We start from the raw sequence: 26,513 nt of genomic DNA on the forward strand, positions 1-26,513 counted from the left end.
CCGCGAGATCAGGCGTAGTACAGCGCGACGGCGCGCCCGTCGATCTCCCGGACATCCACCGGGGTGTCGTACACCGCCTCGAGGACCTCCGGTCGCATGATCCCGGCCGCCGACGCGTCGGCGACGACACGTCCGTCCCGCATGGCCACGATCCTGTCCGCGTGGGTGGCAGCGAAGTTGATGTCGTGGAGCACGACGATGACGCGCTTGCCGAGCTCGTCGGCCATCCGGCGCAGGAGCCGCATGATCTCCACGGCGTGCCGGAGGTCGAGGTTGTTGAGCGGTTCGTCGAGCAGCACGTACCGGGTGTCCTGCGCGAGGACCATCGCGACGAACGCCCGTTGGCGCTGACCGCCCGAGAGCTCGTCGAGGAACCGGTGCCGCAGGCCGTCCATGTCGAGGTAGCCGAGTGCCCGCTCGATGGCCTCGCGGTCCTGGGGTCCCAGCCGACCCTTCGAGTGCGGGAACCGGCCGAACTCCACGAGGTCCTGGACGGTGAGCCGCGCGGCGATGTGGTTGTCCTGCTGGAGGACGGCCAGGCGGGTGGCGAGCTCCGGTGAGGACGCGCGCGCGACGTCGAGCCCGTCCACGGTGATGCTGCCGGCGTCGGGCCGCAGCAGGCGACCGATGATCGAGAAGAGCGTGGACTTGCCCGCCCCGTTCGATCCGATGAGTGCGGTGACGCCTTCCTCACCGAGCTCGATCGACACGTCGGAGAGCACGGTCGTGCTCCCGTACCGCTTGGTGACGCCGTCGAGCGCGATCATCGCGCCCCCTTCCGTAGCACGAGGAACAGGAAGAACAGGCCGCCGGCGAACTCGATGACGACGCTGATCGTGGTGCCGAGGTGGAACACCCGCTCGAGGACGAGCTGCCCCGCGAGCAGGCAGAACATGCCGAGGAGGACCGCCATGGGCAGGGTCCACCGGTGCCGGAACGACCCCGCGAGCGAGTAGGCGAGGTTCGCGACGATGAGCCCGAAGAAGAGGATCGGGCCGACGAGCGCCGTCGAGGCGGCGATCATCACGGAGACGATCGAGAAGAGCACGAGGACGGTGCGCCGGTAGCGCACGCCCAGCCCGACGGCGGCCCGCTCGCCCAGGCTGAGCACGTCGAGGGTGCGCAGCAACGGCACGAGAGCGACGAGCGCGGCCGCGACGATGATCCCGGTGAACAGCAGCAGCTGCCGGTCGGGGCGCGTGAGGCTCGCGAACATCGCGTCCTGGAGCACCTGGAAGTCGACCGGGTCGATCATCCGCTGCATCCATGAGGACAGGCTGCGGAAGAAGGTCCCCAGGACGATCCCGACGAGGAGCATGAGGTGGATGCTGCGGCGCTTGCCGGCGAACATCCACGTGAAGAGCCCCGCGGCGAACGCGACCATGACGACGACCTGCACGCCCCACAGGAGGAGCTCGTCGGCCCGTACGAGGACGGTCGCTCCGAAGAAGAAGACGACGAACGTCTGGACGAGCACGTAGAACGCGTCGAACCCCATGATCGACGGCGTGAGGATCCGGTTGGCCGTGATGGTCTGGAACACGACGGTCGAGGCGCCGACGGCGGCCGCGACGACGAGCATCGCGAGCACCGTGCGGGACCGGATCTTCACCGCGTAGTCGAGCGACCCGGGGACGTCGGTGAGCAGGTACAGGGCGACGAGCACCACGACGACCACCGCGAGCGCGGTCAGCCGCGCCCACGGCGGGACGCGGGGTCCGGGCCGGGCGAGCCCCGTGGCGGGGCGTGCTCCGGCGTGAGCGCCCGTGCCGGGCGCGGGAGCGGTCTCGTCGGAGGGGTCCGCGGGCTGCGTCGTGCCGCGTGCGGGTCTAGTGAGCACGGGACCTCTTCCGCAGCAGCAACCACAGGAACAGCGCGCCGCCGATGATCCCGACGACGACGTTGAGCGGGATCTCGTACGGGAACCGCACGACCCGGGCGAGGATGTCGCACGCGAGGATGAACACGGCGCCGAGCGCCGCGACCCACGGGATGGACCGCCGCATGTTGTCGCCGACGAGGAGGCTGACGACGTTGGGCACGACGAGCCCGAGGAAGGGCACCATCCCGGCGGTGACGAGCACCGACGCCGTGATGACGGCGATGAGCACCATGCCGATGGCGACGACCGGCCCGTACCTCACCCCGAGGTTCGTCGCGAACACCTCGCCGAGCCCGACGACGCTGAACCGGTCCGCGGCGAACCAGGCGACGACCGTCATCGCGGCAGCGATCCACAGGAACTCGTACCGTCCCTGCATCACCCCGGAGAACTCACCCTGCGACCAGGTGCCGAGCGCCTGGAGGAGGTCGTACCGGTAGGCGAAGAACGTCGTGAACGCGCCCACGACTCCGCCGAGCATGATCCCGACGAGGGGCACGAGGACGAGCTGACGGGACGGGATGCGGCGCAGGACCGCGAGGAAGACCCCGGTCCCCACGAGGGCGAACAGCGCGGCGAACGCCATCTTGCCCAGCTGGGGCATGCCGGGCCACAGGAGCAGGGTGACGAGGACGCCGAGCATCGCGAACTCCGTCGTGCCGGTCGTCCCGGGCTCGACGAAGCGGTTGCGGACGAGCATCTGCATGAGGAGCCCGGCGATGCCGAGGGATGCTCCTGCGAGGACGACGGCGAGCGTGCGGGGGACGCGGCTCGCCATGAGGAGGAATGCGGCCTGTCCGTCGGCACCGCCGGTGAGGAGGCTCGCCGGGGAGACGTCGGCCACGCCGATGAACGTGCTCGCCACGACGAGCACGAGCAGCGCGGGCAGCACGAGGACCCCCACCCGCGGGGTGCGCAGGGTGGGGGTCGGTGCCGTGAGGACAGCGGTCACCCGTGGGTCAGGGAACGAGCGAGCTGATGTCGTCGACCATCCGGTCGACGGTGCTGATCCCGCTCATGACGATGTACCAGGCGGAGGGGTCGAGGTAGACGATCTGGTCTTCCTGCCAGGCGGTGGTCCGGTGCATGATCTCGTTGTCGAGCACCTGCTGGGCGGACTGGCCGGAGCCGTCCCCGGCCACGGCCTCGCGGTCGACGACGAGCAGCCAGTCGGGGTCGTGCTCGAGGAGGAACTCGAAGGAGACGGGCTCGCCGTGCGTCGCGGAGGCGACGTCCTCGACGGCCGGCTCGAGGCCGAAGACGTCGTAGACCATCGCGAACCGGGCGGCGCGCCCCTCGGCCCCGGCGGACGGGCCGTACGCGCTCACGTCACCACCGGAGACCTGGACGACGAGACCGTTCCCGGCCTCGGCCGCGATCGCCGACGCCTCCTCGATGCTCTTCTCGACGCCGGTCCACGCCTCGGCTGCCTCGTCCTGCTTGCCGAAGATCTCGCCGAGGACGGTGACGTTCTGCTCGAAGTCGTCGAGGAAGGAGTTCCAGCCGAGCGTGAGGTCGATCGTCGGCGCGATCTCGGCGAGGTCGTCGTAGGCCGCTGCGGAGCGGTTGGCGACGATGATGAGGTCGGGCGCCGATGCCTCGATGGCGACGAGGTCGGGCTCGAAGAGCGAGCCCGCGTTGACCATGTCCTCGGTGACGTACTCCTGGAGGTAGTCCGGGACGGCGTCGAGCGCCGTCCCGGACACCTCGACGCCCAGTGCACCGAGGGTGTCGAAGCTCGCCATGTCGAGCACGACGACGTTCTCCGGGCGGTAGGGCACCTCGACGGACTCGGTGACGACGGCGGGCTCCTCGCCCTCCTTGGCGGTGTTGCGCTCGAACTCGACGGTGATCGTCTCGGGCGCGTCGTCGGTGCCGGCAGACGCGACGGCGTCGTCGCTCGAGGAGCAGCCGGCGAGGACGAGCGCCGCGACGAGCGCGGTGCTGATGGTCGTAGCGGGGAGGAGACGGGACGCGCGCATGCAGGGCTCCAGCTTCTGGGAAAGGGATCCAGGACGTCGATAAGGACGGCCTTAGGAAACGAAGCCTAGCCTAACTTCGCCCTCTCCCCGCATGGCCGGTGAACGCAGTCGGGCCCGGCACCGAACGATCCGGTGCCGGGCCCGAGCAGCTGTGGGCGTCAGCCCGCGGCGTTCGCCGCTGCCTGCGTCGCGTCCACGATGTCCTGCGGTGTTGCCTGGCCGGCGAACATCAGGGCGATCGCGTCATTCAACGCACTTCCGATGGTCGCGCCGAGCTGGGTGTCGAGGTAGAGCTGGACGTAGGGCGCGGAGTCACGCTGTCCGACGAGCACCGCGAGCGCAGCGTCACCGACGGATGCGACGGCCGCCGGGTTGGTGGGCAGTCCCATGCCTTCCTCCGCGAAGCCCTGCTGCACCTTGTCCGAGACGAGGTAGGAGATGAAGTCAGCACAGGCCGGCGGCGCGTCAGTACTGCACGCCCATGCGTCGCCGCCACCGAGCTGCGCCGTCGGGTCCCCCTGCCCGCCTGCCACTGCTGGGAAGCTGAACCACCCGGCGTCCTCGCCGAGTCCCTGGCGGTCCTCGGTGAGACCCTGCATGACGCCGGACTCGTAGTGCCCGGCGAGCTCCATCGCGACCTGGCGGTTCGCGATGAGGCCGGAGGCGCTCGTCGCGCCCTCCTGCGCGCCCGTCGTGAGGAATCCCTCGTTGAACGGTTCGGCGGCGATGAGCTTCTCCAGCTCCTGCCCGGCCTGGAGGAAGCACGGGTCGGAGAAGTCCTTCGAGGACGCGAGGTTCTCGAGGACGTCCTGCGAGCAGGTCCGCAGGGCGAACGTGTACCAGTAGTGGGCGGCGGGCCACTTGTCCCCCGCACCGACCGAGAGCGGCGTGATCCCCGCGCTCCGGAGCTTGTCGATGGCACCGTAGAACTCCTCCATCGTCGCGGGGGTGCCCTCGATGCCGGCCTGTGCGAACAGCGCCTTGTTGTACCAGAACCCGACGACCCCGAGCGTGAACGGCAGGGCGTAGGTCGAGCCGTCGAGCTGCCAGCCGGCGAGCCGGACGTCACCGATCTTCGCGGCCGCCTCGGCGGTGCTCTGGGTGATGTCCTGGATCACTCCCGCGGCGACGTGGTCGGCGAGCTCGCCGCCGCCACGCTCCATGAAGACGTCGGGCATCGGTCCGTTGCCCGCGAAGCCCGCCTCGAGCAGGGAGAGCATGTCCTGGTGCTGCAGGGCCGTGATCTCGATGGTGACGCCCGGGTTCTCGTTCTCGAACGCCGTGGCCACGGTCTCGTAGTAGATGTTGCCGGGGTCCTGGTTGGAGTTGTGCCACCAGGTGATCGTCTGCGGCTCGAGAGCGGGGACGTCGTCCTCGGCGGACCCGCTGGAGCATGCGGCGACGAGCAGGGCGCTCATGGTGACGGCGACGGCTCGGAGTGCGGTTCGGTTCTTCATCGGTGCGTCCTGTCGGCTCTGACATGGCGAGTGGGGAATCCGGGCCAGCCTCCTGCCGCGCGGAGCGCCTGTCAATCGTTTTCCACAGCGTTAACCCGACTCTTCACCCAGTCGGGCCTCCGGCGAAACGCAGCAGCAGATCTTCGACGTGCTGCTCGACGAGCGCCCGGAACACCTCGTGCTCGGCGAGCGCGGGATCGAAGACCTCCCGCACGGCGAGCATCCGACCGGCGAGGTCGCCGTCCGGTCCCTGCGCGGCAGCACGCAGCGTCTGCGCCGCGGGGTCGTCCAGCGGCAGCGGCGCGCCCGTGAAGGTCGTCCCTCGGGCGACGAACACGATCCACACCGCCACGACGAACGCTCCGGCGCGCGGCTGCGCCCCGGCGGCGAGCCGGTCCCGGAGCGTCGGGAACAACCGGAACGGCAGCTTCTTCGAGCCGTCCATCGCGACCTGCGCGGTGGTGTGCCCTGTCGCGGGGTTGGCGAACCGTTCGAGGAGCGACTCCGCGTACTGGCCGAGGTCGACGCCGGGGGGCGCGACGAGGGTCGGGATGACGTCCTCGATGAGCAGGGCACGTGCCGCAGCTGCGATCTCGGGATCGTCCATCGCCTCGGCGATGAGCCGGTGGCCCCGCAGGGCGCCGAGGTAGGCGAGCAGGGAGTGCGTCGCGTTGAGCATCCGGAGCTTGGCCTGCTCGTAGGGCCCGACGTCTGCGGTGAGCGTGGCTCCGGCACGCTCCCACGCGGGACGGGGACCTGCGAACCGGTCCTCGATGACCCACTGGACGAACGGCTCGGCGACGACGAGCCCCTCGTCGCGCACGCCCGACACCTCCTGCGCCCGTGCGCGGTGCTCCTGCGTGGTGGCGGGCACGATCCGGTCGACCATGGTGCTGGGGAACGTCACCGACTGCGCGAGCCAGTCCCGCAGGGACACCGCGGGGCCCTCATGGACCACGGGGTCCGCTGGGCCGGCGCCACCGCATGCCGCAAGAGCGGCGCCGAGCAGGTCGCCCACGAGCCGTTCCACGACCCGCCCGTTGTCGACCATGTTGTCGCACGTCAGCACGGTGATCGGGGCGGCGGACGTGGCGGCGCGACGCACGAGACCGCGCACGAGGAGCCCGATCGGCGAGCGCGCTGGTGCGGCAGTGGCCCCCGGGTTGCCGATCTCGGCGGCGAGCGCCGCGACGTCGGCGGCGACGTCCGGGTCCTGCAGGTCGAGCGAGCCGTCGGGCCCTGCCCGGTACCCCTTCTCCGTCACGGTGAGCGTGACGACGTGGGTCGTCGGCGCTGCGAGCGCCGCGAGGACACGCTCGGTGTCCTCCCCGGGGAACGCGACGTCCCGCACCGAGCCGATGATCCGCAGCGAGGACGAGTCCCGACCGGCGGTGAGCACGCCGTAGAGGCCGTCCTGCGGGGCGAGCTGCTCGACGACGGAGCGGGAGCGCTGCGTGACGCCGAGGATCCCCCAGCAGGTCTCGCCCGTGGCTGCTGCGGCGTCCTCCGTGAGCACGGCCTGGTGCGCACGGTGGAACGCCCCGAGCCCCAGGTGGACGATCCCGATGCTCACCGCGGCGGGGTCGACCCGGGGGCCCTCGACGGGTCCGTCGAGGCACGCCGCGCGCTCGAGCGTGGCGAGCGAGAGCCGCGGCCCGGTCGCCACGACGGTGCCGCCGGACTCCTGCTCTGTACTCACTTCAGTCCTCTCAGGAGCTCGTGGCCCCGGTCGACGCGCGGGAGGGAACCGAGGTGGAGGCACGGATGATGAGCTCCACCCCGAGCTGGGTGTGCTCCGGCAGGGGAGCTGTCGCGGTGGGCTGCGCGGATGCCCCCGACGAGGGCTCGTTCGTGCTGGCGAGGTGGGCGACGATGAGGTCGACCCCGTAGCGCCCGAGGCCGGCCTGCGGGATGTGGACGGTGGTGAGCGCCGGGGAGACGAGCGTCGCGACGGAGACGTCGTCGAACCCGACGACGGACATCTCGCCGGGGACGTCGACGCCGCGTTGGCGCAACCGGTCGACGATGCCCAGGGCCATGAGGTCGTTGTACGCCACGACGGCGGTGATGTCCGCGGCGAGCGCGAGGTCGGCGGCGGGGTAGCCGCCGGAGAAGTAGGGCCGGAAGTGGCCGAGGTCGACGACCGTGACGTCGGGGAACTGCTGGGCGACGCTCAGCGCGGCGATGCGCCGCTGCTCCCCCGACCACGACTGCGCCGGCCCGCTGGCATACCCGATCGACCGGTGCCCGAGGGCCCGCAGGTGGCTGACGACCTGCTGCATGCCGTCCGCGTTGTCGACCGTCACCGAGGGCACACCGTCGACCTCACGGTTGAGCAGTACCGCGGTGCGTCCCCCGACGGCCTCGATGACGTCCGCGTCGGCCGCGCGGGGCGACGCGAGGATGATGCCGTCGACCTGTGCCGCGAGACTCGCGACGAGCTCGAGCTCCTGCGCGGCGTCCTCGTCGGAGTCCGCGACGAACACCGCGTACCCGGCCGCCCGGGCCCGGCTCTGGACGCCCTTGGTGACGGAGGCGAAGAAGGGGTTCTCGAGGTCGGGGATGAGCAGCCCGATGTTGTTTGTCCGTCCCACGCGCAGGCCGCGAGCGGCCGCGTTGGGGCGGTAGTCGAGCTCCTTGGCGGCGGCGAGCACGCGCTCGCGCGTGGCGTCGGAGACCATCCCGGGGGCGGACAGTGCGCGCGATACGGTGGAGATGGAGACCCCGGCTCGGACTGCGACGTCACGGACGGTCGCCACGCCCCACCTCCTCCACAGACCGAAGACGCCGCTCTGCGTCGGTGGACAGTCTGCAAACGATTGTTTTGTCCGTCAAGTTCGTCCCACCGCACCGAGCGCAGCCGCGGCGTTTGTTGCTTCTCGCCCTGTGACCGGGCACGATGGACTGCAAACGATCGCAGTGACGTTTCAACGAGGAGGCGAACTTGGCTGCACAGCGCTCTGCCCCGACCGTGGCCGTCGGCACCGACGACGGGGCCGTGACCGGGGCGCCGTGGACCCTCCACGAGGACCGCGCACTGCCTGCCGAGCCCGCCACCCGCTCCGTCGCCCGCGAGATCTACGCGGCGACGCGGACGTTGCCCATCATCTCGATGCACGGTCACGTCGAGGCCCGGCTGCTGGCCGAGGACACCCCGTTCGGCGACCCCGCCGAGATGCTCGTCATCCCGGACCACTACCTCGTGCGGATGCTCGTCTCCCAGGGCGCCTCCCTCGACCAGCTGGGCATCGCCCCGACGACGCCCAGCAGCACACTGGTTCACGAGACCGACCACCGAGCGGTCTGGCGGCGCTTCTGCGAGAGCTGGAAGCTCTTCCGCGGGACACCGACGCGCTACTGGATGGAGCACGAGCTCGTCGAGGTCTTCGGCATCACGCAGCGGCCCTCGGCCGCCACCGCCGACGCGATCTACGACCAGCTGTCCGCAGCCCTCGCGTCGGAGGAGTTCCGCCCGCGCGCGCTCATGGACCGCTTCGGCATCGAGATCCTCGCGACGACGGACCCCGCGTGGAGCCCGCTCGAGCACCACGCGCACCTGGCCGAGACCGGCTGGGGAGAGCGCGTCGTCCCGACGTTCCGCCCGGACCCGTTGCTGCACCTCGACGGCCCGGGCTGGACGCACGACGTCGCGCGGCTCGCCGCCGCTGCTGGCATGGAGGTCGGCACGTACGACGCCTACCTCGAGGCCCTGCGCGACCGCCGCCGCGCCTTCATCGCGGCGGGTGCCCGCGCGACGGACCACGGCCACTTCTCGGCGGACACCACGCCGTTGCCGCACGCGCAGGCCGCGCGCATCTTCGACACCGCGCTCCGCGGCGGCCCGGTGAGCGCAGCCGAGGCGCAGGCGTTCAGCGGCCACATGCTCTTCCAGATGGCCGCGATGTCGGCCGAGGACGGCCTCGTCATGCAGCTCCACCCGGGCGTCCAGCGCAACCACGACCGCGGCGTCCACGCGACGTTCGGCGCGGACATGGGGTACGACATCCCCGTCGCGGTCGAGTACACGCGCGCCCTGCGTCCCCTGCTCGAGGCGTTCGGCCACCACCCGCGCTTCCGGTTCATCGTCTTCACCATCGACGAGACCGCGTACTCCCGGGAGCTCGCCCCCCTCGCGGGGGTCTACCCCGCCATGCGGCTGGGGGCACCCTGGTGGTTCCTCGACTCCCCCGACGGCATGCGCCGCTTCCGCGAGGCCGCGACGGAGACCGCGGGGTTCTACAACACGTCGGGATTCGTCGACGACACCCGCGCCTTCGCGTCCATCCCCGCACGGCACGACCTCGCGCGACGCATCGACGCCGGCTACCTCGCGCGGCTCGTCGTCGAGCACCGCCTCGACCTCGACGAGGCCGTCGAGACCGCCGTCGACCTCGCCCACACCCTGCCGCTCGAGAGCTACCCCCAGCCCTGAGCTCCGCCCGCGCCGGCAGGCGCACCCGCCCCCCGCACCCTGGAGTGACCGTGATCATCACCGATGCCGTCGTCGTCATCACCTGCCCCGGACGCAACTTCGTCACCCTGAAGATCACGACGTCAGACGGGATCGTGGGGCTCGGGGACGCAACAGTCAACGGGCGCGAGATGTCCGTCGCGAGCTACCTCACCGACCACATCGTCCCCATGCTCATCGGGCGCGACGCACGCAACATCGAGGACACCTGGCAGCTGCTGTACCGCGGTGCGTACTGGCGCCGCGGCCCGGTGACGATGGCGGCCGTCGCGGCCGTGGACATGGCGCTGTGGGACATCAAGGCCAAGGCCGCGGGCATGCCGCTGTACCAGCTGCTCGGCGGCGCGTCCCGCGTCGGCGCGCTCGCCTACGGGCACGCGTCCGGCTCGTCGCTCCCGGCCCTGTTCGACTCCGTCCGCAACCACCTCGAGCTCGGCTTCAAGGCGATCCGCATCCAGACCGGCGTGCCCGGGCTCGGTCAGATCTACGGCGTCGGCTCGGACCAGAGCGCGGGCGAGCGCTACGACTACGAGCCGGCGAAGCGCAACCTCCTCGACGGCCGACCGACCCCCGTCGAGGAGGTGTGGGACACCCGCGCCTACCTGCGGCACATCCCCACCGTGTTCGAGGCCGTGCGCAACGAGTTCGGCCCGGAGCTGCCGCTCCTGCACGACGGGCACCACCGCATGACGCCGATCCAGGCGGCCAAGCTCGGCAAGTCCCTCGAGCCGTACGACCTCTTCTGGCTCGAGGACTGCACACCGGGTGAGGACCAGACGGCGCTGCGGCTCGTCCGCCAGCACACGACGACGCCGCTGGCGATCGGCGAGGTGTTCAACACCACGTACGACTACGCGACGCTGCTGCCCGAGCGCCTCATCGACTACGTGCGCTCCGCGGTGACCCACACGGGTGGTGTGACCGCCATGAAGAAGCTCCTCGACTTCGCAGGCATGTACGGCGTGAAGTCCGGCATGCACGGGCCGACGGACATCTCCCCCGTGGGCATGGCCGCCGCGCTGCACATCGACCTCGCGATCCACAACTTCGGCATCCAGGAGTACATGCAGCACTCCGCGCAGACGCTCGAGGTGTTCCACACCTCCTACACGTTCACCGACGGCCTGCTGCACCCGGGCGAGACCCCCGGTCTCGGCGTCGACCTCGACGAGGAGGCGGCCGCGAAGTTCGAGTACACCCCGGCGTACCTGCCCATCAACCGCCTCGTCGACGGCACGGTCCACGACTGGTGAGTCCCCGTCGTGCCGGCGGGCGGGGTCCCTTCCCCGCCTGCCGGGACGGCTCGTCCCGGCAGGCCGTGTGACGATGGGCAGATGAGTCGACGCGCTGCTATCGAGGAGCGGCGTGCTGCGCTCGAGGGGCGGCGCGCTGCGCTCGAGGGGCGGCGCGCTGCGCTCGAGGAGGACCACCGGCGGGTGCTGAGCAACCTCGCCGAGGTGCGCGACGCACGTTCCGGGCAGTCGGACGACGACGAGCACGACCCGGAGGGCGGCACGACATCGGCCCAGTGGTCCCACCTCACGGGCATCCGGGCAGAGATCGAGGCGAGGATCGCGGAGGTCGACGTCGCGCTCGAGGGCCTCGACGACGGCACCTACGGCATGTGCCGCTCGTGCGGCCGCGCGATCTCCCCCGAGCGGCTCGACGCACGCCCGGCTGCCGACCTGTGCATCGACTGCGCGCGGGCTGCAGCGACGAGGCCGTGACGGCGGGAGCTCGGCGCGCGCCTGGGACAATGGTTGCGTGACACACCCCGACTCCCACGGCCTGTTCGACCTCCCGGCCGGCGCCCGGCAGCCGGGTGCTCGCGTCGTGCTCCTCACGGGGCCCTCGGGCTCCGGCAAGTCGAGCCTCGCGCGCCGCCTCGGCCTGCCGTCGGTCCAGCTCGACGACTTCTACCTCGACGCCGACCACCCCGACCTCCCGCGTCGCTTCGGCATCGCCGACTGGGACTCGCCGACCAGCTGGGACTCCGAGGGCGCACTCCGGGCACTCGTCGAGCTGTGCACGACCGGCCGCGCCGACCTGCCCCTCTACGACATCCCGACCTCACGCCGCACCGGGACGACCCACGCCGACGTCACCGGCGCCACGCTCCTCGTCGCCGAGGGCATCTTCGCCGCTGAGCTCATCGATGCGTGCCGCGCCGAGGGGATCCTCGCGGACGCTCTCTGCGTGACCCGTCCACGGCTCGTGACCTTCTGGTTCCGTCTGCTGCGTGACCTCGGCGAGGGACGCAAGCCCCCGCTCACCCTCGTCCGCCGGGGCTGGGGCCTCCTGCGCGACGAGCCGCGGTCCATCGCGCACTGGGTCGAGCAAGGGTGCCGTCCGCTGCCCGTCGCACAGGCGGAAGCGCACATCCGGTCGCTCGCCCGACGCTGACCCCTCCTCGGCGCCGCGCGAGAGGACCGACACGCTCACATCTTCGTGGGCCGTGGCCTCTAGCGGTGACGCCTGCCCTGGCCTCACACTCTGAACTGGGGCAAGTTCGACAAACCTCGCGAGCCCCGTGAGTGCACGGCGACAGGAGGTGGATCTCATGGTGACGACCGACAGCATCTCCCGCGGGCGCCGCCGGGAACGCGCGACCGTGACCATCAGGGACGTGGCAGCCGCGTCAGGCGTCTCCATCGCGACCGTCTCCCGGTGCTTCAACGGGGGCGAGCGTGTCCTCGCCGAGACGCTCGTGCGCGTCCACGAGGCAGCACGGACCCTCGGGTACAGCCCGTCCCGCACGGCTCGTGGGCTCGTCACAGGCCGGACCTCCAACCTCGGCATCATCCTCCCGGACGTGACCAACCCCTTCTACACGCCTCTTCTCGCCTCGATCGAGTCGGCCGCGCAGCAGCGGGACAACAGCGTGCTCATCGGGGACAGCCGACAGGACCCGGACGCCGAGGAGCGCATCACACGCCGGATGACGAGCCAGACCGACGGTCTGGTCCTCGTCTCGAGCCGCATGCCGGACGACGTGCTGCTGGCGTTGAGCGCCCGGGTACCGGTGGTTCTCGCGAACCGCCTCGTCACGGGCATGGACTGCGCGCTCATCGACATCGCCCCCGCATTCGCCGACGCAGTGCACCACCTCGTCGCGCTCGGCCACGACCGCATCCTCTACCTCGGCGGCCCGGAGACGTCCTGGTCGGGGCGCGCGAAGGAGACCGCTGCCCGGGCTGCCGCCGCGCGGAGCGGCACCACCCTCGCCGTCTGGGGCCCGCACCAGCCCTCGTTCAGCGTCGGGCGGGACCTCGCCGCGGACGTCCTCGCCCAGGGGTTCCGAGCCGTCATCTGCTACGACGACCTCATGGCCCTGGGCGTGATGACCGGGAGCATCGACCTGGGCGTCGCAGTGCCGACCCGGCTGAGCGTCGTGGGATGCGACGACTCCCTGCCCGCCGGGTTCGCCCGGCCGGCGCTGACGACCATCCGCGCCCGCTCCGACGAGCTGGGGCAGGACGCCGTGGACCTGCTCATGCGACGGATGGCGGAGCCGGACGCGTCCGCGCAGGTGCGCCAGGTTCCCGCCCGCCTCGTCGTCCGTGACTCCACGGCGCCCGCCAGCACGATCTGACGACCCGCGCGCCAGCGCCATCAGGTGCTCCCACGACGAGGGCCGACGTGCGACGTGCCGGGCAGATCGGTCCGTGGGAGGCTCGGGAAATGAAGCAATCCTCAGACCTCACCCGTCAGATCGGTGTTCTCGTCCTCGCGGTGCTCGCCATCGTGGGCGCCACGATCGGCTCCGGCGCCTTCGGCGGCACACCGATCGCCGAGGCCGCTGACGGCGCTCTGTCTGCGACGGCCACCCCGGTCGCACCGGGATCGACGGCGTTCTCGATCTGGTCCGTCATCTATGCGGGGCTCCTTGGGTACGCCGTGTGGCAGGCCCTCCCCGCGCAGCGGACGAACGCGCGGCAGCGGGAGCTGGGGTGGTTGGCGGTCGCGTCGCTCATCCTCAACGCGGCGTGGATCCTCACGGTCCAGGCGGAGATCCTGTGGTTGAGCGTCCTGACGATCCTCTCCCTGCTCGTCGTCCTCGTCCTCATCCTCCTCGTGTGCCTGCGCACGCGGGCGTCGTCGAAGGTCGAGGTGGTGCTCGTCGACGGGACGTTCGGGCTGTACCTGGGGTGGGTGACGATCGCGACGATCGCGAACGTCGCGGCGACGCTCAAGGCGGCGGACGTGGGCGACCTGCTCCTGGGCGCGACCGGATGGTCCGTCGTGCTGCTCGGGGCTGCCGCGGTCATCGGGGTGGCGTACGCCGTGGCGACGCACGGGCGCCTGTCCATCGCCGTCGCGCTGGCGTGGGGCTTGACGTGGGTCGCGATCGCTCGCGCCACGGGCGATCTGGAGAACACCCCGGTGGCGGTGGCGGCGGGGATCGCCGCGGCGGTGACGCTCGTGTCTGCGGTCGTCGTCCGGCTCGTGCGCGGTCGCAGGACGGCACGCCCCGGGGCGGTCGCGGCCACCACCGCCTGACGCCCAGCGGCCGGGTGGGCCTGGCACGCAGGTGCAGCACGGCCGCCCGCAGGACGCGCGACACAATGGCCCCGCACGACACAGAACGGCCCCGCACCAGAGCAGGTGCGGGGCCGTTCGTGTGCTGCAGCGGGTCGGCGCGGCGGTCAGTCGGCCGTCGCGGCGGCTGCTCCGCCACCCGGTGCGGGCGGCAGGTCGGTGATGTTCACCGGTCCGTCGTTCACGGGGAGAGACCCGGCGGGGACCGCCACCGGCTGGCGCTTGTGCAGGGACTTCGGCACGCCACGGAAGCTGAACTCTCCGAGGATGCCCTCGCCCTCGGCGTCGACGAGGACGACCTCGCCGGCCTTGATCTCACCGAAGAGGATCTTCTCCGAGAGCACGTCCTCGATGTCGCGCTGGATGGCACGGCGCAGCGGACGGGCACCGAGCACCGGGTCGTAGCCCTTCTCGGACAGGAGGACCTTCGCGGCGTCGGTGAGCTCGATCGCCATGTCCTTGTCCTGCAGACGCGAGTCGAGCCGCGCGATCATGAGGTCGACGATCGCGACGATCTCGTCCTGCGAGAGCTGCGGGAAGACGACGACGTCGTCGACACGGTTGAGGAACTCGGGCCGGAAGTGCTGCTTGAGCTCTTCGTTGACCTTCGTCTTCATGCGCTCGTAGTTCGTGCCGAGGTTCCCGCCGGCGTTGAACCCGGTCTGGACGCCCTTGGCGATGTCCCGGGTGCCGAGGTTGGTCGTCATGATGATCACGGTGTTCTTGAAGTCGACGACGCGACCCTGGGAGTCCGTGAGGCGCCCGTCCTCGAGGATCTGCAGGAGCGAGTTGAAGATGTCGGCGTGCGCCTTCTCCACCTCGTCGAACAGGACCACGGAGAACGGCTTGCGCCGCACCTTCTCGGTGAGCTGTCCACCTTCGTCGTACCCGACGTAGCCGGGGGGCGAGCCGAACAGGCGCGAGACGGTGTGCTTCTCCGAGAACTCGGACATGTCGAGCTGGATGAGCGCGTCCTCGTCACCGAAGAGGAACTCGGCGAGCGCCTTGGCGAGCTCCGTCTTACCGACACCCGTGGGGCCGGCGAAGATGAACGACCCACCGGGACGCTTGGGGTCCTTGAGCCCGGCGCGGGTGCGCCGGATCGCCTGGGACAGCGCCTTGATGGCGGCGTCCTGGCCGACGATGCGCTTGTGGAGCTCCTTCTCCATGTTGAGCAGGCGGGTGGACTCCGCCTCGGTGAGCTTGAACACCGGGATACCGGTGGACAGGGCGAGCACCTCGGCGATCAGGTCCTCGTCCACCTCGGAGACGGTGTCCATGTCCCCGGCCTTCCAGGCCTTCTCCTTGTCGGCGCGCTGCTGCGTGAGCTGCTTCTCGCTGTCACGCAGGCGTGCGGCCTTCTCGAAGTCCTGCTCGTCGATCGCCGACTCCTTGTCGCGGCGCGCCTCGGCGATCTTGTCGTCGAGCTCGCGCAGCTCCGGCGGAGCGGTCATCCGGCGGATGCGCAGGCGCGCTCCCGCCTCGTCGACGAGGTCGATGGCCTTGTCCGGCAGGAACCGGTCGTTGACGTAGCGGTCCGCGAGGGTCGCTGCAGCGACGAGGGCACCGTCCGTGATGGACACTCGGTGGTGCGCCTCGTAGCGGTCACGCAGACCCTTGAGGATCTCGATGGCGTGCGGGAGGGACGGCTCGGCCACCTGGATGGGCTGGAACCGACGCTCGAGCGCCGCGTCCTTCTCGACGTGCTTGCGGTACTCCTCGAGCGTCGTCGCACCGATCGTCTGCAGCTCACCGCGGGCGAGCATCGGCTTGAGGATCGACGCGGCGTCGATGGCGCCCTCGGCCGCACCCGCACCGACGAGGGTGTGGATCTCGTCGATGAACAGGATGATGTCGCCGCGGGTGCGGATCTCCTTGAGGACCTTCTTCAGGCGCTCCTCGAAGTCACCGCGGTAGCGGGACCCGGCGACGAGCGCACCGAGGTCGAGGGTGTACAGCTGCTTGTCCTTGAGCGTCTCGGGGACGTCCCCGGCGACGATGTCCTGGGCGAGGCCCTCGACGACGGCCGTCTTGCCGACGCCGGGCTCACCGATGAGGACCGGGTTGTTCTTGGTGCGGCGGCTGAGCACCTGCATGACGCGCTCGATCTCCTTCGAGCGCCCGATGACGGGGTCGAGCTTGCCCTCGCGGGCGGCCTGCGTGAGGTTGCGGCCGAACTGGTCGAGCACGGCCGAACCGGCGGGCGTACCCTCGCTCGGGCTGCCGGCGGCGACGGGCTCCTTGCCCTGGTAGCCGGACAGGAGCTGGATGACCTGCTGGCGGACCCGGTTGAGGTCCGCGCCGAGCTTCGTCAGCACCTGGGCGGCGACGCCCTCGCCCTCGCGGATGAGGCCGAGCAGGATGTGCTCGGTGCCGATGTAGTTGTGTCCGAGCTGCAGCGCCTCGCGCAGCGACAGCTCCAGGACCTTCTTGGCGCGCGGGGTGAACGGGATGTGCCCCGACGGCGCCTGCTGACCCTCACCGATGATCTCGGTCACCTGTGAGCGGACCGCGTCGAGCGAGATGCCCAAGGACTCGAGGGCCTTGGCTGCGACGCCCTCCCCCTCGTGGATGAGACCGAGCAGGATGTGTTCGGTCCCGATGTAGTTGTGGTTGAGCATCCGCGCCTCTTCTTGGGCAAGGACGACCACCCGACGGGCTCGGTCAGTAAATCTCTCGAACATGTTCGCTCCTCACGGGTGCGGGCCGGAACTGGAGGGTCCAGGCCTGACCGCACCGACTCTAGTGGGCGACAACGGGTGGGAGCGGCTCGATATGCCCTTGTTCGCCAGCGGCGTGACGATGCGCACGCCCGGGCCCTCCGCCCGCGTCGTCCGGTCAGGCACGGGCACCGACCCCGCGTCCGCACGACCGGGTGCTCAAGATCACGACCGGTCCCTCCGATGAGAGGGCAGTGAGCATCCGACGCTCACCCCCCTGAGCTCGCAGCTCATCGCACCCGGTTCCCGTCGGGACCGTGAAAGAGGTCCGCGTGATGACCACCCTCAGAGCCGGTCTGGCACTCGGTCTGCTCGCCCTCTTCTACGTCCTCGTCGTCGGCCTCGTCGTGGCGCTCGGCATGCTCAGCATCCTGGCGTACCGGGCTGGCTGGACGTCGGCCGGCACCGCGCTCGTCGTCGGCACGATCGGGGCCGCAGCTGGTGTCGTGACCGCGCTGCGCACGATCCGCGCCGTGCGGGACGAACCCGAGCCAGGGCTGGTCCTGGCCCGGGAGACGGCACCGGAGCTGTGGGCCGTCGTCGTCGAGATCGCCGGGATCGCGGGCACCCGCGTGCCCGACGAGATCCGGCTGGTCGGCGACGTCGAGGCCGCCGTCACGGAGGACGGGCGGTTCATGGGCCTCCTGCCGGGGTTCCGGCGCCTGTACCTCGGCGCGCCGCTCGTGCAGGGACTCGACGTGCTGCAGCTGCGGGCCGTGCTCGCCCACGAGCTCGGCCACTACTCACGCAACCACACCCGCCTCGGTGCCATCACCTACCGAGGGCGGACAGCGATCCTCACCACCGTGGAGGCGCTCTCGGACCACCTCGTGGGCTGGGTCCTGCGCCCGTACGCCTTCCTCTACGTGCTCGTGTCCGCGGCGTCGAGCAGGCGGCAGGAGCTGGAGGCCGACGAGCTCTCCGTCCGCGTCACCAGCCGTGCCGCGGCGCAGAGCGCTCTCGTCGAGGCCGGAGCCCTCGCCGGGGCGTGGGCCTTCTACCTGCGGGCCTACGTCGAGTCCGCCTGGGAGGACGGGTCCGCTCCGCGGGCCGCCGACTTCTTCAACGGTTTCCCCGCGATGCTCACCGCACGCCCAGGACTCCTCGCCGAGCTGCGCGCGGCGGAGCAGCAGGACGCAGGTTCCGCGTGGGACAGCCACCCCCCGACACCCGTCCGCGTCGCAGCGATGGCAACCATGCCGGATCCCGAGGTGCCCTCGGACGCCCGCCCCGCCTGGGTGCTCATCCCGGACTTCGAGGGAGTGACCGCTGCCCTCGCCGAGCACGTCGTGGACTTCGACGACCGCACGCTCCTGCCGTGGGACGAGCTCACGGCGCGGGCAGTCGGGGCCGACATCCAGCGGATCGCGGACAGCGTGCTCCGCTCGTCCGCGCACATCGACGCAGCGTCCACGTCCACCCCCACCGCCGCAACGGTGCTCGACCTGCTCGAGACCGGGCGTGGGGCCCTCCTGGCACATGAGCTGGGGGTCGGAGCTGCCGCTGCCTCCGCCGAGGACGGGCACGAGACGCGCGAGGAGGTCTCGCTGCACGACTGCATCACCGCCCTTCTCCAGGCGGCCGTGCTGCACGCAGGGGCGGCCCGGGTGCAGCACTCCTGGGCGGACTCCGCTCAGCTGGTGGGGCCGGACGGGCCGCTCGACCTCGCCGGGATCGCCGCACTCGCGATCGACCCCACGACGACATCCGCGGCGCGCTCCCGCCTCGAGTCGCTCGGCGTCGACCTCGACGCACTGCGCCCCGTCGCCGACCGCGAGACGGCGCACGGGTCGGAGCTGCTCGGAGGTCTCGCGACGGTCCACGTGGACGACGCTCCGCACGACCTGTACCTGCTCGACCTCGGCTTCGTCCTCGTCCCGGCGCCGAAGTCGACGGACCGCGGCAAGGACCGCATGCTCGCCGTCCTCGCGTCCACCACGGTGCTCGCGCTGGCCCAGGCGCACACCTTCGTGCCGTTCGAGGAGATCGCCGGTGGGCGGGTGGACAAGGCGATCCCGTTGCGGGCCGAGATCTCCCTGCGTGACGGGACCACGATGCGCCTCAAGGCCAGCTGGTCGGGCGACCGGCTGACCAAGGACAGCGACGAGCTCGTCGCGGGGCACCTCGAGGCGATCCTCGCCGCCCGAGGTCGGAGCGGGGTCGAGGTCTGAGCGGCGGTGCTGGTCGCTGCGGGCCGCGACCAGCACCTGGGCCGGCTCAGCGCCCCCGCAGCTCCCGGTAGCGCGCGACGAGGGCGTTCGTCGAGCCGTCGGCGTCGGCGGCGGGCGCCTCTGCGGACGTGAGCTTCGGGGCGAGCTGGTTGGCCATGACCTTCCCGAGCTCGACGCCCCACTGGTCGAACGCGTTGATGCCCCAGATCACCGACTGGACGAAGGTGATGTGCTCGTAGAGCGCGACGAGCTGGCCGAGCACCGACGGCGTGAGCTTCTCCGCGAGGATCGTGTTCGTCGGCCGGTTGCCGGGCATGACCCGGTGCGGGACGACCGCCTCGGGGCTGCCGTCGGCGGCGACCTCCTCGGCGGTCTTGCCGAACGCGAGCGCGGCGGTCTGCGCGAAGAAGTTCGACATGAAGAGGTCGTGCATCTCACCGAGGTCGTGGTTGGGCACCGCGAAACCGATGAAGTCGGCGGGCGTCACCTTCGTGCCCTGGTGGAGCAGCTGGTAGAAGGCGTGCTGCCCGTTGGTGCCGGGCTCGCCCCAGAAGATCTCGCCGGTCTGCGTCGCGAAGCCCTCGGCGACGTTGTCGGAGACAGGGGTGCCGTCGAGGTGCACGGACTTGCCGTTCGACTCCATGGTCAGCTGCTGGAGGTAGGCGGGGAACCGGTGCAGGTACTGGCTGTAGGGCAGCACGGCGTGGCTGCCGGTGCCGTAGAAGTTGTTGTACCAGACGTTGAGCAGGCCCATGAGGACGGGGACGTTCTCGGCGAACGGCGTCGTGCGGAAGTGCACGTCCATGGCGTGGAAACCGTCGAGCATCTGCCGGAACCCGTCCGGGCCGATGGAGAGCATGAGCGCGAGCCCCACGGCGGAGTCGAACGAGTAGCGTCCACCCACCCAGTCCCAGAACCCGAACATGTTGGCGGTGTCGATGCCGAACTCGGCGACCCGCTCCGCGTTGGTGGACACGGCGACGAAGTGCTTCGCGACCGCGGACTCGTCGCCCCCGTAGGCCTCGACGAGCCACTGCCGTGCGGTGCGCGCGTTGGTGAGCGTCTCCTGCGTGCCGAACGTCTTGGACGCGACGATGAACAGGGTCGACTCGAGGTCGAGGCCGTGGACCTTCTCGTAGACGTCCGTGGGGTCGATGTTGGAGACGAACCGGCACTCGATGCCGCGGTCCGCGTAGGCACGCAGCGCCTCGTACGCCATGACGGGACCGAGGTCCGAGCCGCCGATACCGATGTTGACGACCGTCGTGATGCGCTTGCCGCTGTGCCCGGTCCACTCCCCCGAGCGGACGGAGTCCGCGAACACGCCCATGCGGTCGAGCACGGCGTGCACGTCGGCGACGACGTCCTGCCCGTCGACGACGAGCGTCGCGTCGCGCGGGAGCCGCAGCGCGGTGTGCAGCACGGCCCGGTCCTCCGTGGTGTTGATGTGCTGGCCGGTGAACATCGCCTCGATCTTCTCCGCGAGGCCCGCCTCCTCCGCGAGCGCGACGAGCGCCTCGACGGTCGTGCGTGCGACGAGGTTCTTGGAGTAGTCGAGGTGGAGGTCCGCCGCGTCGGCCGTGAGCCGGGTCGCGCGCTCGGGGTCGGCGTCGAACAGGTCACGGAGGGAGATGCCGGACAGGTCCGAGTGCTCGGCGGCGAGCGCCTGCCATGCGGTGCTGCCGGTGAAGTCGTACGAGGTCACGGGGTTCCCCTTCGAGAGGTGGGCGGACGTGGGCGACGGCGGTGTCACTGGCACCGACTGTTCCACGAACGACCCTACCGACCCGCGCCTCCCGCGACCACGCCTCCGCTGGCCGCGCCGCGTGCGCCGCCTGTCTCTCGCCATGGGCCCGGTCGGAGCCGCCCGTGCTCCGGGTGGGAAGATGGACGGCATGACGGAGCTAGCCTTGCACGTGGTCCTCGATCGCCTCACCGGGGAGGTCGTCGAATCCCTGGGGGTGTGGGAGGACGCCGACGCCGCCCTGGAGGAGATCACCGAGCAGCACCCCGCGGAGCCCGGTCGTTACGCCGTCCGCACGCTCCTGGACGCCGGAGGTCTCACTGACGAGACCTTCACCCAGGCGCCGTACGGCCCGTCGGAGGTGCCGGTCCCGCCCGTCGCGACGCTCACGGACGGCACCCTCCTCACGGCGTCCTTCGCGGCGACCGTCGGCAGGGCGCGCTGCACCTTCCGCCTCCCGACGGGCACGGTGTGCGGAGCGCAGATCCTCACGCCCGACGTCACGAGCACCACCCCGACGGGCGACGTCGTCGTGCCCGCCGACGCGTGGGCCGCCTGGGACACGGGCCGCTGCCTGGAGCACGTCGGCGCCTGAGCGCAGCACCCGTCCGGCCCGGAGGGACGTGAGCGGACGACGACCTCAGTCGCGGTAGAGCGCGAGGACCTGCGCACCGATGACGTCGACGTCGAACCGCGCTGCCTGCCGCACCTGCCGCTCGCTCGCGCGGTCGCGGGCGGCGCGGTCGGTGACGAACCGCGCGAGGAGCGCCGCGAAGGCGGTCGTGTCCGACGCGTCGACGAGCTGCTCCTCGAGCCCGTCCATGACCGTCCGGTAGCCCGGGTTGTCGCCGGCGAGCACCACCCCGCGGCTCGCCGCGAGCGCCTCGACGACGCTGATGCCGAAGCTCTCCCCGCCGGTCGAGGGCAGTGCGACGACGTCGGCGCCCGCAAGGAGCGCCGCCTTGTCCTCCTCCGCCACGAAGCCCGCGAACTCCACGACGTCGGACAGCCCGTTCGCCCGGACGTACCCGCCGAGGGTCTCGCGGAGCGGCCCGGTGCCACCGACGACGACGCGCACCGGGACGTCGGTGAGCGCGCGCAGGGCGACGACGGCCCGCAGCAGCTCCCCCGCGCCCTTGCGCTCCACGAGCCGGCCGAGGAAGACGATCCGCACGGGCTCGTCGGCCGACGACTCCTGCCCACCCGACGGCTCCTGCCCACCCGAGGTCCCCTGGGCACCCGAGGTCCCCTGGGTACCCGGCGGCCCGGTCGGGTGTGCGCGGCGCGCCACCTCCGCGTCGCGGGCGCGCGTGAACCGCTCCACCTCGACGGGGTTGCCGATGACCACGGGCGACACGTGCAGGGCCTCGGCGGCGAAGGCCGCGGCGGGTGCCGACACCGCGACGACGTGGGAGAAGCGCCGTAGCTGGCGTCGCTGGACGAGCCCGAGCAGGCGCGTGCCCCACCGCGTGAGCGCCGTCCAGGGAAGGATGTGGAACGTCCCGACGACCCGCGTCGAGGGCGCGGCTCGCGCGACGAGACGCCCCGCCAGCAGCGGGCTGTACGGCATGTTCACGTGCAGGACGTCGAACCCCACGTCCGCGAGCACCTCGTCGACAGCCCGCGCGGACGCGGGCAGCGGGATGCCCAGCCGGTTGCCGTTGAACCGCAGGCGCAGGTTCCGCGCGAGTGAGTGCAGACCGGGCAGGTCGGTCCGTCCGGTCGTGCTCGTGAGGTAGTGGACGTCGTGGCCCTGACGCGTGAGCCACGCACCGAGGGTGAGGACGTGCTGCTGCACGCCGTCCGGTCGGTCGAGGGAGTCGTCGATGACGAGCCCGACCCGCAGCGGACGCTCGCTCATGAGTCGAGGATGATCGTCACCGGGCCGTCGTTGACGAGCTCCACCTGCATGTCCGCGCCGAACCGCCCGGTGCCGACGGTCAGGCCCCGCGCGCGCAGATCGTCGACGACCGCCGCGACGAGGGGCTCCGCGACGGCGCCGGGCGCGGCGGCGTTCCACGACGGCCGCCGCCCCTTGCGGGTGTCGGCGTAGAGCGTGAACTGGCTGACGACGATGGCGGGCGCGCCGAGATCGACCGCCCCCACCTCGCCGGACGCACCGGGGAAGATCCGCAGCTCGGCGACCTTCCGCGCGATCGTCGCGGCGTCGCCCGGCCCGTCGTCGTGCGTCACGCCGACGAGCGCGACGAGACCAGGACCGTCGAACGCCGCGAGGACCTCGTCACCCGTGGTCACCCGGGCGCGCGCGACCCGCTGCACGACTGCGCGCACGGGTCACCACCGACCGGAGGAGCCGCGATCCCGGTAGCCGCTGATCGACGGCCGCACGTCCGTGAGGTAGATCGCGGCCGGGACGACGACGAACAGCGCCCACAGGCCGAGGTAGCCGCCGCCGATCGGCGGGAAGAGGCCGATGAAGCCGAGCACGGCGAACACCGCGAGCAGTCCCACCCAGAAGCCCTTGGTGCGCTTGCCGGCGCTGACGAAGGCGGCGGGGCGACGGCGCGCGGCGTCGACGAGCGCGAACACCTCGGCGGCGAACAGCACGGCTGAGATGAGAGCGAGGAGGTACAGCTGGAGGTCGTCGAACATGGTCACCAGCCTAGGGTCATAACGGGGCGAGGGCGTCCCGCGCCTCCCGCGGGTCCGCCCCGGCCGCCTCGGCGAGGTCGACGACCGCGGACCTGAGGATGAGCATGAGCGACTGCACCTGCCACTGCCCGTCGCCGAGCAGCCCGGGCGCGGCGCGCCCGGCGACCTCGAGGACGAGCGACAGCGACGGGCGAGGGTAGCGCCCGGCGGCGACGTCCTCCGCAAGCTCCCGCGTGGCCTTGCCCAGGTCGTCGAGCAGTGCCGCGAGGCGCTCGACGTCGTCACCACCGGCCGGCAACGACAGCGCCCGCCGGGCGATGACGCGGACGGTGCGCATCGCCCGGTCGGCGAGCACGGCCGTGCGCTCGAGCTCGGCGAGCTCCTTGCGGTACCGCCGCCCGGCTGCCGTGACCCGGGCCGTGGCGAGCGCGTCGCGCGCCGACGTCTGCCACTCGTCGAGCGCCGGCTCCGACGCGCGGCCGCGGACGAGGGCGTGCTCCTTGTCCGTGTCGTCCCCGGTCCGCAGGCCCGTGGCGATCGCCTGGAGGGTGTCCGCGACCTCCCCGAGGCCCTCCCCGCCGACGCGCCTGGGCGCACGGCGCGGGTCGCCCGGGGTGAGTGCGGTCGCGAGCAGCGCGACGGCCGCACCGACGAGCGCGTCCGTCCACCGCCCCAGCCCGCCGCCCGTCGAGGCGAGCGGCAGACCGATGATGACGATGGCCTGCACCCCCGCCTGCGTGGCCATGAGCGGGCCGCGGTCGACGAACCGGGCGAGCAGGGCGGAGAGCCCCAGGACGAGGCCGATCTGCCAGGCACCGGTCCCCATGAGGTGGAGCAGGATCTCCCCGAGGCCGACGCCGAGCGTCACCCCGATGCCGAGCTCGAGCACCCGGCGGATGCTGCGGTCGGCGGTGAATCCCAGACAGATCCACGCGCACACCGGCGCGAAGAAGGGGTACTGGTGCCCGAACAGCAGCCCCGCGAGCCAGAACGACACGGTCACGGCGATGGACGCCACGAGGACGGGCAGCGCTGCGCTGCGGACTCTCGAGCGGCCCTGCCGGACCTTGCTCGCGAGGAGGAGTCTCACCGGGGCGTGAGGCCTCGGGCGACGGGACCGCGCGGCGCCGGGCGGTCCGTGGAGACCCCTTCGCCCGGGACGATGACCTCCTGGCCGGCGGCGACGGCCCCACCGTCGCACGCGACGAGCAGGTCCGTGTCGACGGGCGCGCTGCGCTTGATGACGGCGAGCGCGATGGGCCCCACCTCGTGGTGCCGCGCCACGCTCGTCACCGTCCCGACGACGCGGTCCCCGGCCTCGACCTCCGCGCCCCGCTCGGGGAGCAGGTGACCGGAGCCGTCGAGGTGCGCCATGACGAGGCGCCGCGGCGGGCGCCCCAGGTTGTGCACCCGAGCGACGGTCTCCTGTCCCCGGTAGCACCCCTTGCGCAGGTGGACCGCGGTGCGCAGCCAGTCGAGCTCGTGCGGGATCGTCTTGTGGTCCACCTCGGTCGCGAGGCGCGGGCGCCAGGCGGCGACGCGCAGGGCCTCGCTCGCCCACGTCCCGGCGAGCCGCCACCCGGCGGCCTCACGCGCGGCGACCGCGTCGACGATCTCGTCCCGGGGCACGAGGACGAGGCGCCACGGCCGCTCGGCGCCCGGGTGCTCGTCGTCCGGCGGGCCGTAGCGGGTGCCGCCGGGAGCGGTGCGCGGCCAGGAGTCGCGCCACGTGACGGGTTCGCCCTCGCCCGCCTCGGCGTCGACCGGCTCGCCGAGCACGGCCCACTGCGCGCTGACGTCCTCGACCTCGACGCGCAGCGCGAACTTCATCCGCGTGAGCCAGGCCGTGAGCGCCGGGGCGTGGCTGCCCTCGGTGATCAACCACGTCGTGGCGCCGTCGTCGACGACGGACAGCGCGTGCTCGACGTGACCGTGCGGGGAGAGCACGAGGGTCTCGGTGGAGTGCCGCGGCGCCAGCCCGGTGAGCTCCTGGGACGTGATGGAGTGCAACCAGCTGAGACGGTCGGGGCCGCTCACCGTGACGACGCCCGCGTGGGAGAGGTCGACGACCGCGCCGCCGGCGACGAGCGCGCGCTGCTCCGCCGTGGGGTCCCCGTAGTGCCACGCGACCCCGGTGTCAGGACCGGCGGCCGCGACGGCGCCCCGGCGGGACAGGAGCGGGCTCGTCCACGTCGTCCCGGACGCCGACGTCATCTCAGGCGTCCACTCGGGAGAGGTTCGCGGAGGCGTAGGACTGCAGCGGGTTCCCGAACGCCGCGAGCTCCCACACCCACATGAGGTTGCCCTCGACGAGGCCGTACAGCCGCTTGGACGCGGTGACCTCGGCGGCGGTGGCCGTCCTGGCGATGAGGTCGTCGACGAGGTCGATGCGGCCGTTGCCGATCGCACCCGCGTACAGCGTCAGTCGACCGGCCGGGTCGGCGAGCATGACCTCGAGGGGCGTCTTGTCGGCCGGGAAGTCCTCCGGCCGCTCCGGCGGCACGCGCCAGTACCCGGTCTCCGTCGACCACACCGTCAGCGCGGCGGCACTCTCGGTCGGGCGGTCGGCGGCGGGCCAGTCGTCCGGCACCGTCTCCGGGACGGAGGGCTCGAGCAGCCGGATCGTCGACTCGTAGCGCAGGTACGGTCCACCGTCGTGGTCGAACACGACGTCCTGGACGAACGCCGCCTCGTCGATCCCGGGGTAGGCGACGACGCCTTCGCCCCGCCAGGACCCCACGAGCCAGGCCAGCGGGTAGACCTCAGGGGCGAGGCCGTCTGGCAGCGCGAAGGCCACGGTCAGCGCTGTCCCTTGAAGAGCTTGTAGACGACGTAGAACGCGAACCATGTGATGACGAGCGTCGCCGCGATCAACAGCCCGAGGTACGTCAGCTCCAGTGCGTGAAGGTCCATGCGCTCATCCTACGTCGCGCT

General features: G+C 71.6%; 23 protein-coding genes. 8 read left to right on the forward strand and 15 right to left on the reverse strand.

Annotation, left to right across the window (positions count from 1 at the left end; translation table 11 throughout):
• Positions 1–8 precede the first annotated feature (8 nt).
• The 7 genes from AC54T1_RS11395 to AC54T1_RS11425 form a co-directional block, all read right to left on the reverse strand.
• Positions 9–767 (reverse strand): iron ABC transporter ATP-binding protein, encoded by a 759-nt coding sequence (locus tag AC54T1_RS11395; RefSeq protein WP_496911997.1) that lies wholly within the window; start codon positions 765–767, stop codon positions 9–11.
• Positions 764–1,840: an iron chelate uptake ABC transporter family permease subunit gene (locus tag AC54T1_RS11400; protein ID WP_496911998.1), complete on the reverse strand. Its 1,077-nt coding sequence runs from the start codon at positions 1,838–1,840 to the stop codon at positions 764–766. The genes AC54T1_RS11395 and AC54T1_RS11400 overlap by 4 nt, the downstream gene beginning before the upstream one ends.
• Positions 1,830–2,834 (reverse strand): ABC transporter permease, encoded by a 1,005-nt coding sequence (locus AC54T1_RS11405; RefSeq protein WP_484345505.1) that lies wholly within the window; start codon positions 2,832–2,834, stop codon positions 1,830–1,832. The genes AC54T1_RS11400 and AC54T1_RS11405 overlap by 11 nt, the downstream gene beginning before the upstream one ends.
• A gap of 7 nt (positions 2,835–2,841) precedes the next feature.
• Positions 2,842–3,864 (reverse strand): siderophore ABC transporter substrate-binding protein, encoded by a 1,023-nt coding sequence (locus AC54T1_RS11410; protein ID WP_484345504.1) that lies wholly within the window; start codon positions 3,862–3,864, stop codon positions 2,842–2,844.
• A 158-nt stretch (positions 3,865–4,022) separates the two neighbouring features.
• Positions 4,023–5,321: an extracellular solute-binding protein gene (locus AC54T1_RS11415; RefSeq protein ID WP_496911999.1), complete on the reverse strand. Its 1,299-nt coding sequence runs from the start codon at positions 5,319–5,321 to the stop codon at positions 4,023–4,025.
• A 103-nt stretch (positions 5,322–5,424) separates the two neighbouring features.
• Positions 5,425–7,020 carry a mannitol dehydrogenase family protein gene (locus tag AC54T1_RS11420; protein ID WP_496912000.1) on the reverse strand — a complete coding sequence of 532 codons (1,596 nt, stop codon included), beginning with the start codon at positions 7,018–7,020 and terminating at the stop codon, positions 5,425–5,427.
• A gap of 10 nt (positions 7,021–7,030) precedes the next feature.
• A complete protein-coding gene (locus tag AC54T1_RS11425) occupies positions 7,031–8,080 on the reverse strand; it encodes a LacI family DNA-binding transcriptional regulator (RefSeq protein WP_484345501.1) in 1,050 nt (349 codons plus the stop codon).
• A gap of 212 nt (positions 8,081–8,292) precedes the next feature.
• Between AC54T1_RS11425 and uxaC the strand changes: the two genes are divergently transcribed.
• From uxaC to AC54T1_RS11455, 6 genes are all read left to right on the forward strand, one after another.
• Positions 8,293–9,753 carry a glucuronate isomerase gene (uxaC, locus tag AC54T1_RS11430; protein ID WP_496912075.1) on the forward strand — a complete coding sequence of 487 codons (1,461 nt, stop codon included), beginning with the start codon at positions 8,293–8,295 and terminating at the stop codon, positions 9,751–9,753.
• A gap of 50 nt (positions 9,754–9,803) precedes the next feature.
• A complete protein-coding gene (gene manD, locus AC54T1_RS11435; protein WP_496912001.1) occupies positions 9,804–11,045 on the forward strand; it encodes a D-mannonate dehydratase ManD in 1,242 nt (413 codons plus the stop codon).
• Positions 11,046–11,126: 81 nt separating this feature from the next.
• A complete protein-coding gene (locus tag AC54T1_RS11440; RefSeq protein ID WP_496912002.1) occupies positions 11,127–11,519 on the forward strand; it encodes a TraR/DksA family transcriptional regulator in 393 nt (130 codons plus the stop codon).
• A gap of 37 nt (positions 11,520–11,556) precedes the next feature.
• Positions 11,557–12,195, forward strand: a complete 639-nt coding sequence (locus AC54T1_RS11445) for a uridine kinase family protein (RefSeq protein ID WP_496912003.1) — start codon at positions 11,557–11,559, stop codon at positions 12,193–12,195.
• A gap of 157 nt (positions 12,196–12,352) precedes the next feature.
• Positions 12,353–13,384: a LacI family DNA-binding transcriptional regulator gene (locus AC54T1_RS11450; protein ID WP_496912004.1), complete on the forward strand. Its 1,032-nt coding sequence runs from the start codon at positions 12,353–12,355 to the stop codon at positions 13,382–13,384.
• 89 nt (positions 13,385–13,473) lie between these two features.
• Complete coding sequence (locus AC54T1_RS11455; protein ID WP_496912005.1) at positions 13,474–14,292, forward strand: TspO-related membrane protein; 819 nt, start codon at positions 13,474–13,476, stop codon at positions 14,290–14,292.
• 146 nt (positions 14,293–14,438) lie between these two features.
• Here the strand turns inward: AC54T1_RS11455 and AC54T1_RS11460 are convergent, their stop codons facing one another.
• Entirely contained in the window at positions 14,439–17,015 is a 2,577-nt protein-coding gene (locus tag AC54T1_RS11460; protein ID WP_484345495.1) for an ATP-dependent Clp protease ATP-binding subunit, read from the reverse strand.
• 311 nt (positions 17,016–17,326) lie between these two features.
• Between AC54T1_RS11460 and AC54T1_RS11465 the strand changes: the two genes are divergently transcribed.
• On the forward strand, positions 17,327–19,222 hold the full coding sequence (locus tag AC54T1_RS11465; RefSeq protein ID WP_496912006.1) for a M48 family metallopeptidase: 1,896 nt from the start codon (positions 17,327–17,329) through the stop codon (positions 19,220–19,222).
• A 46-nt stretch (positions 19,223–19,268) separates the two neighbouring features.
• Here the strand turns inward: AC54T1_RS11465 and pgi are convergent, their stop codons facing one another.
• Positions 19,269–20,927, reverse strand: coding sequence for a glucose-6-phosphate isomerase (gene pgi / locus AC54T1_RS11470; RefSeq protein WP_496912007.1), 1,659 nt, complete (start codon positions 20,925–20,927; stop codon positions 19,269–19,271).
• A 190-nt stretch (positions 20,928–21,117) separates the two neighbouring features.
• Here pgi and AC54T1_RS11475 point away from each other — a divergent pair, with 190 nt between their 5' ends.
• On the forward strand, positions 21,118–21,561 hold the full coding sequence (locus AC54T1_RS11475; RefSeq protein WP_496912008.1) for a hypothetical protein: 444 nt from the start codon (positions 21,118–21,120) through the stop codon (positions 21,559–21,561).
• A gap of 45 nt (positions 21,562–21,606) precedes the next feature.
• On the opposite strand, the gene AC54T1_RS11480 is transcribed toward AC54T1_RS11475, so the two are convergent.
• Genes AC54T1_RS11480 through AC54T1_RS11505 form a run of 6 tightly spaced genes read right to left on the reverse strand, consistent with a single transcriptional unit; the run spans position 21,607 to position 26,376 of the window.
• On the reverse strand, positions 21,607–22,827 hold the full coding sequence (locus tag AC54T1_RS11480) for a glycosyltransferase family 4 protein (protein WP_496912009.1): 1,221 nt from the start codon (positions 22,825–22,827) through the stop codon (positions 21,607–21,609).
• Positions 22,824–23,258, reverse strand: a complete 435-nt coding sequence (dtd, locus tag AC54T1_RS11485; RefSeq protein ID WP_496912010.1) for a D-aminoacyl-tRNA deacylase — start codon at positions 23,256–23,258, stop codon at positions 22,824–22,826. The genes AC54T1_RS11480 and dtd overlap by 4 nt, the downstream gene beginning before the upstream one ends.
• 3 nt (positions 23,259–23,261) lie before the next feature.
• Positions 23,262–23,579, reverse strand: a complete 318-nt coding sequence (locus tag AC54T1_RS11490; RefSeq protein ID WP_484345490.1) for a DUF2516 family protein — start codon at positions 23,577–23,579, stop codon at positions 23,262–23,264.
• Positions 23,580–23,595: 16 nt separating this feature from the next.
• Positions 23,596–24,669, reverse strand: a complete 1,074-nt coding sequence (locus AC54T1_RS11495; RefSeq protein ID WP_496912011.1) for an FUSC family protein — start codon at positions 24,667–24,669, stop codon at positions 23,596–23,598.
• On the reverse strand, positions 24,666–25,793 hold the full coding sequence (gene ygfZ / locus AC54T1_RS11500) for a CAF17-like 4Fe-4S cluster assembly/insertion protein YgfZ (RefSeq protein WP_496912012.1): 1,128 nt from the start codon (positions 25,791–25,793) through the stop codon (positions 24,666–24,668). The genes AC54T1_RS11495 and ygfZ overlap by 4 nt, the downstream gene beginning before the upstream one ends.
• Before the next feature lies 1 nt (position 25,794).
• Positions 25,795–26,376, reverse strand: a complete 582-nt coding sequence (locus AC54T1_RS11505) for a heme-binding beta-barrel domain-containing protein (RefSeq protein WP_484345487.1) — start codon at positions 26,374–26,376, stop codon at positions 25,795–25,797.
• Positions 26,377–26,513 lie beyond the last annotated feature (137 nt).

The organism is Sanguibacter sp. Z41_6 (genome assembly GCF_059621145.1).

Bases quoted from the DNA above. Each gene is read 5' to 3' on its own strand.
- AC54T1_RS11395 (WP_496911997.1), bottom strand. From the start codon at position 767: ATGATCGCGCTCGACGGCGTCACCAAGCGGTACGGGAGCACGACCGTG.
- AC54T1_RS11410 (WP_484345504.1), bottom strand. From the start codon at position 3,864: ATGCGCGCGTCCCGTCTCCTCCCCGCTACGACCATCAGCACCGCGCTC.
- AC54T1_RS11415 (WP_496911999.1), bottom strand. From the start codon at position 5,321: ATGAAGAACCGAACCGCACTCCGAGCCGTCGCCGTCACCATGAGCGCC.
- AC54T1_RS11440 (WP_496912002.1), top strand. From the start codon at position 11,127: ATGAGTCGACGCGCTGCTATCGAGGAGCGGCGTGCTGCGCTCGAGGGG.
- AC54T1_RS11450 (WP_496912004.1), top strand. From the start codon at position 12,353: ATGGTGACGACCGACAGCATCTCCCGCGGGCGCCGCCGGGAACGCGCG.
- AC54T1_RS11455 (WP_496912005.1), top strand. From the start codon at position 13,474: ATGAAGCAATCCTCAGACCTCACCCGTCAGATCGGTGTTCTCGTCCTC.
- AC54T1_RS11460 (WP_484345495.1), bottom strand. From the start codon at position 17,015: ATGTTCGAGAGATTTACTGACCGAGCCCGTCGGGTGGTCGTCCTTGCC.
- AC54T1_RS11465 (WP_496912006.1), top strand. From the start codon at position 17,327: ATGACCACCCTCAGAGCCGGTCTGGCACTCGGTCTGCTCGCCCTCTTC.
- AC54T1_RS11475 (WP_496912008.1), top strand. From the start codon at position 21,118: ATGACGGAGCTAGCCTTGCACGTGGTCCTCGATCGCCTCACCGGGGAG.
- AC54T1_RS11480 (WP_496912009.1), bottom strand. From the start codon at position 22,827: ATGAGCGAGCGTCCGCTGCGGGTCGGGCTCGTCATCGACGACTCCCTC.
- AC54T1_RS11490 (WP_484345490.1), bottom strand. From the start codon at position 23,579: ATGTTCGACGACCTCCAGCTGTACCTCCTCGCTCTCATCTCAGCCGTG.
- ygfZ (WP_496912012.1), bottom strand. From the start codon at position 25,793: ATGACGTCGGCGTCCGGGACGACGTGGACGAGCCCGCTCCTGTCCCGC.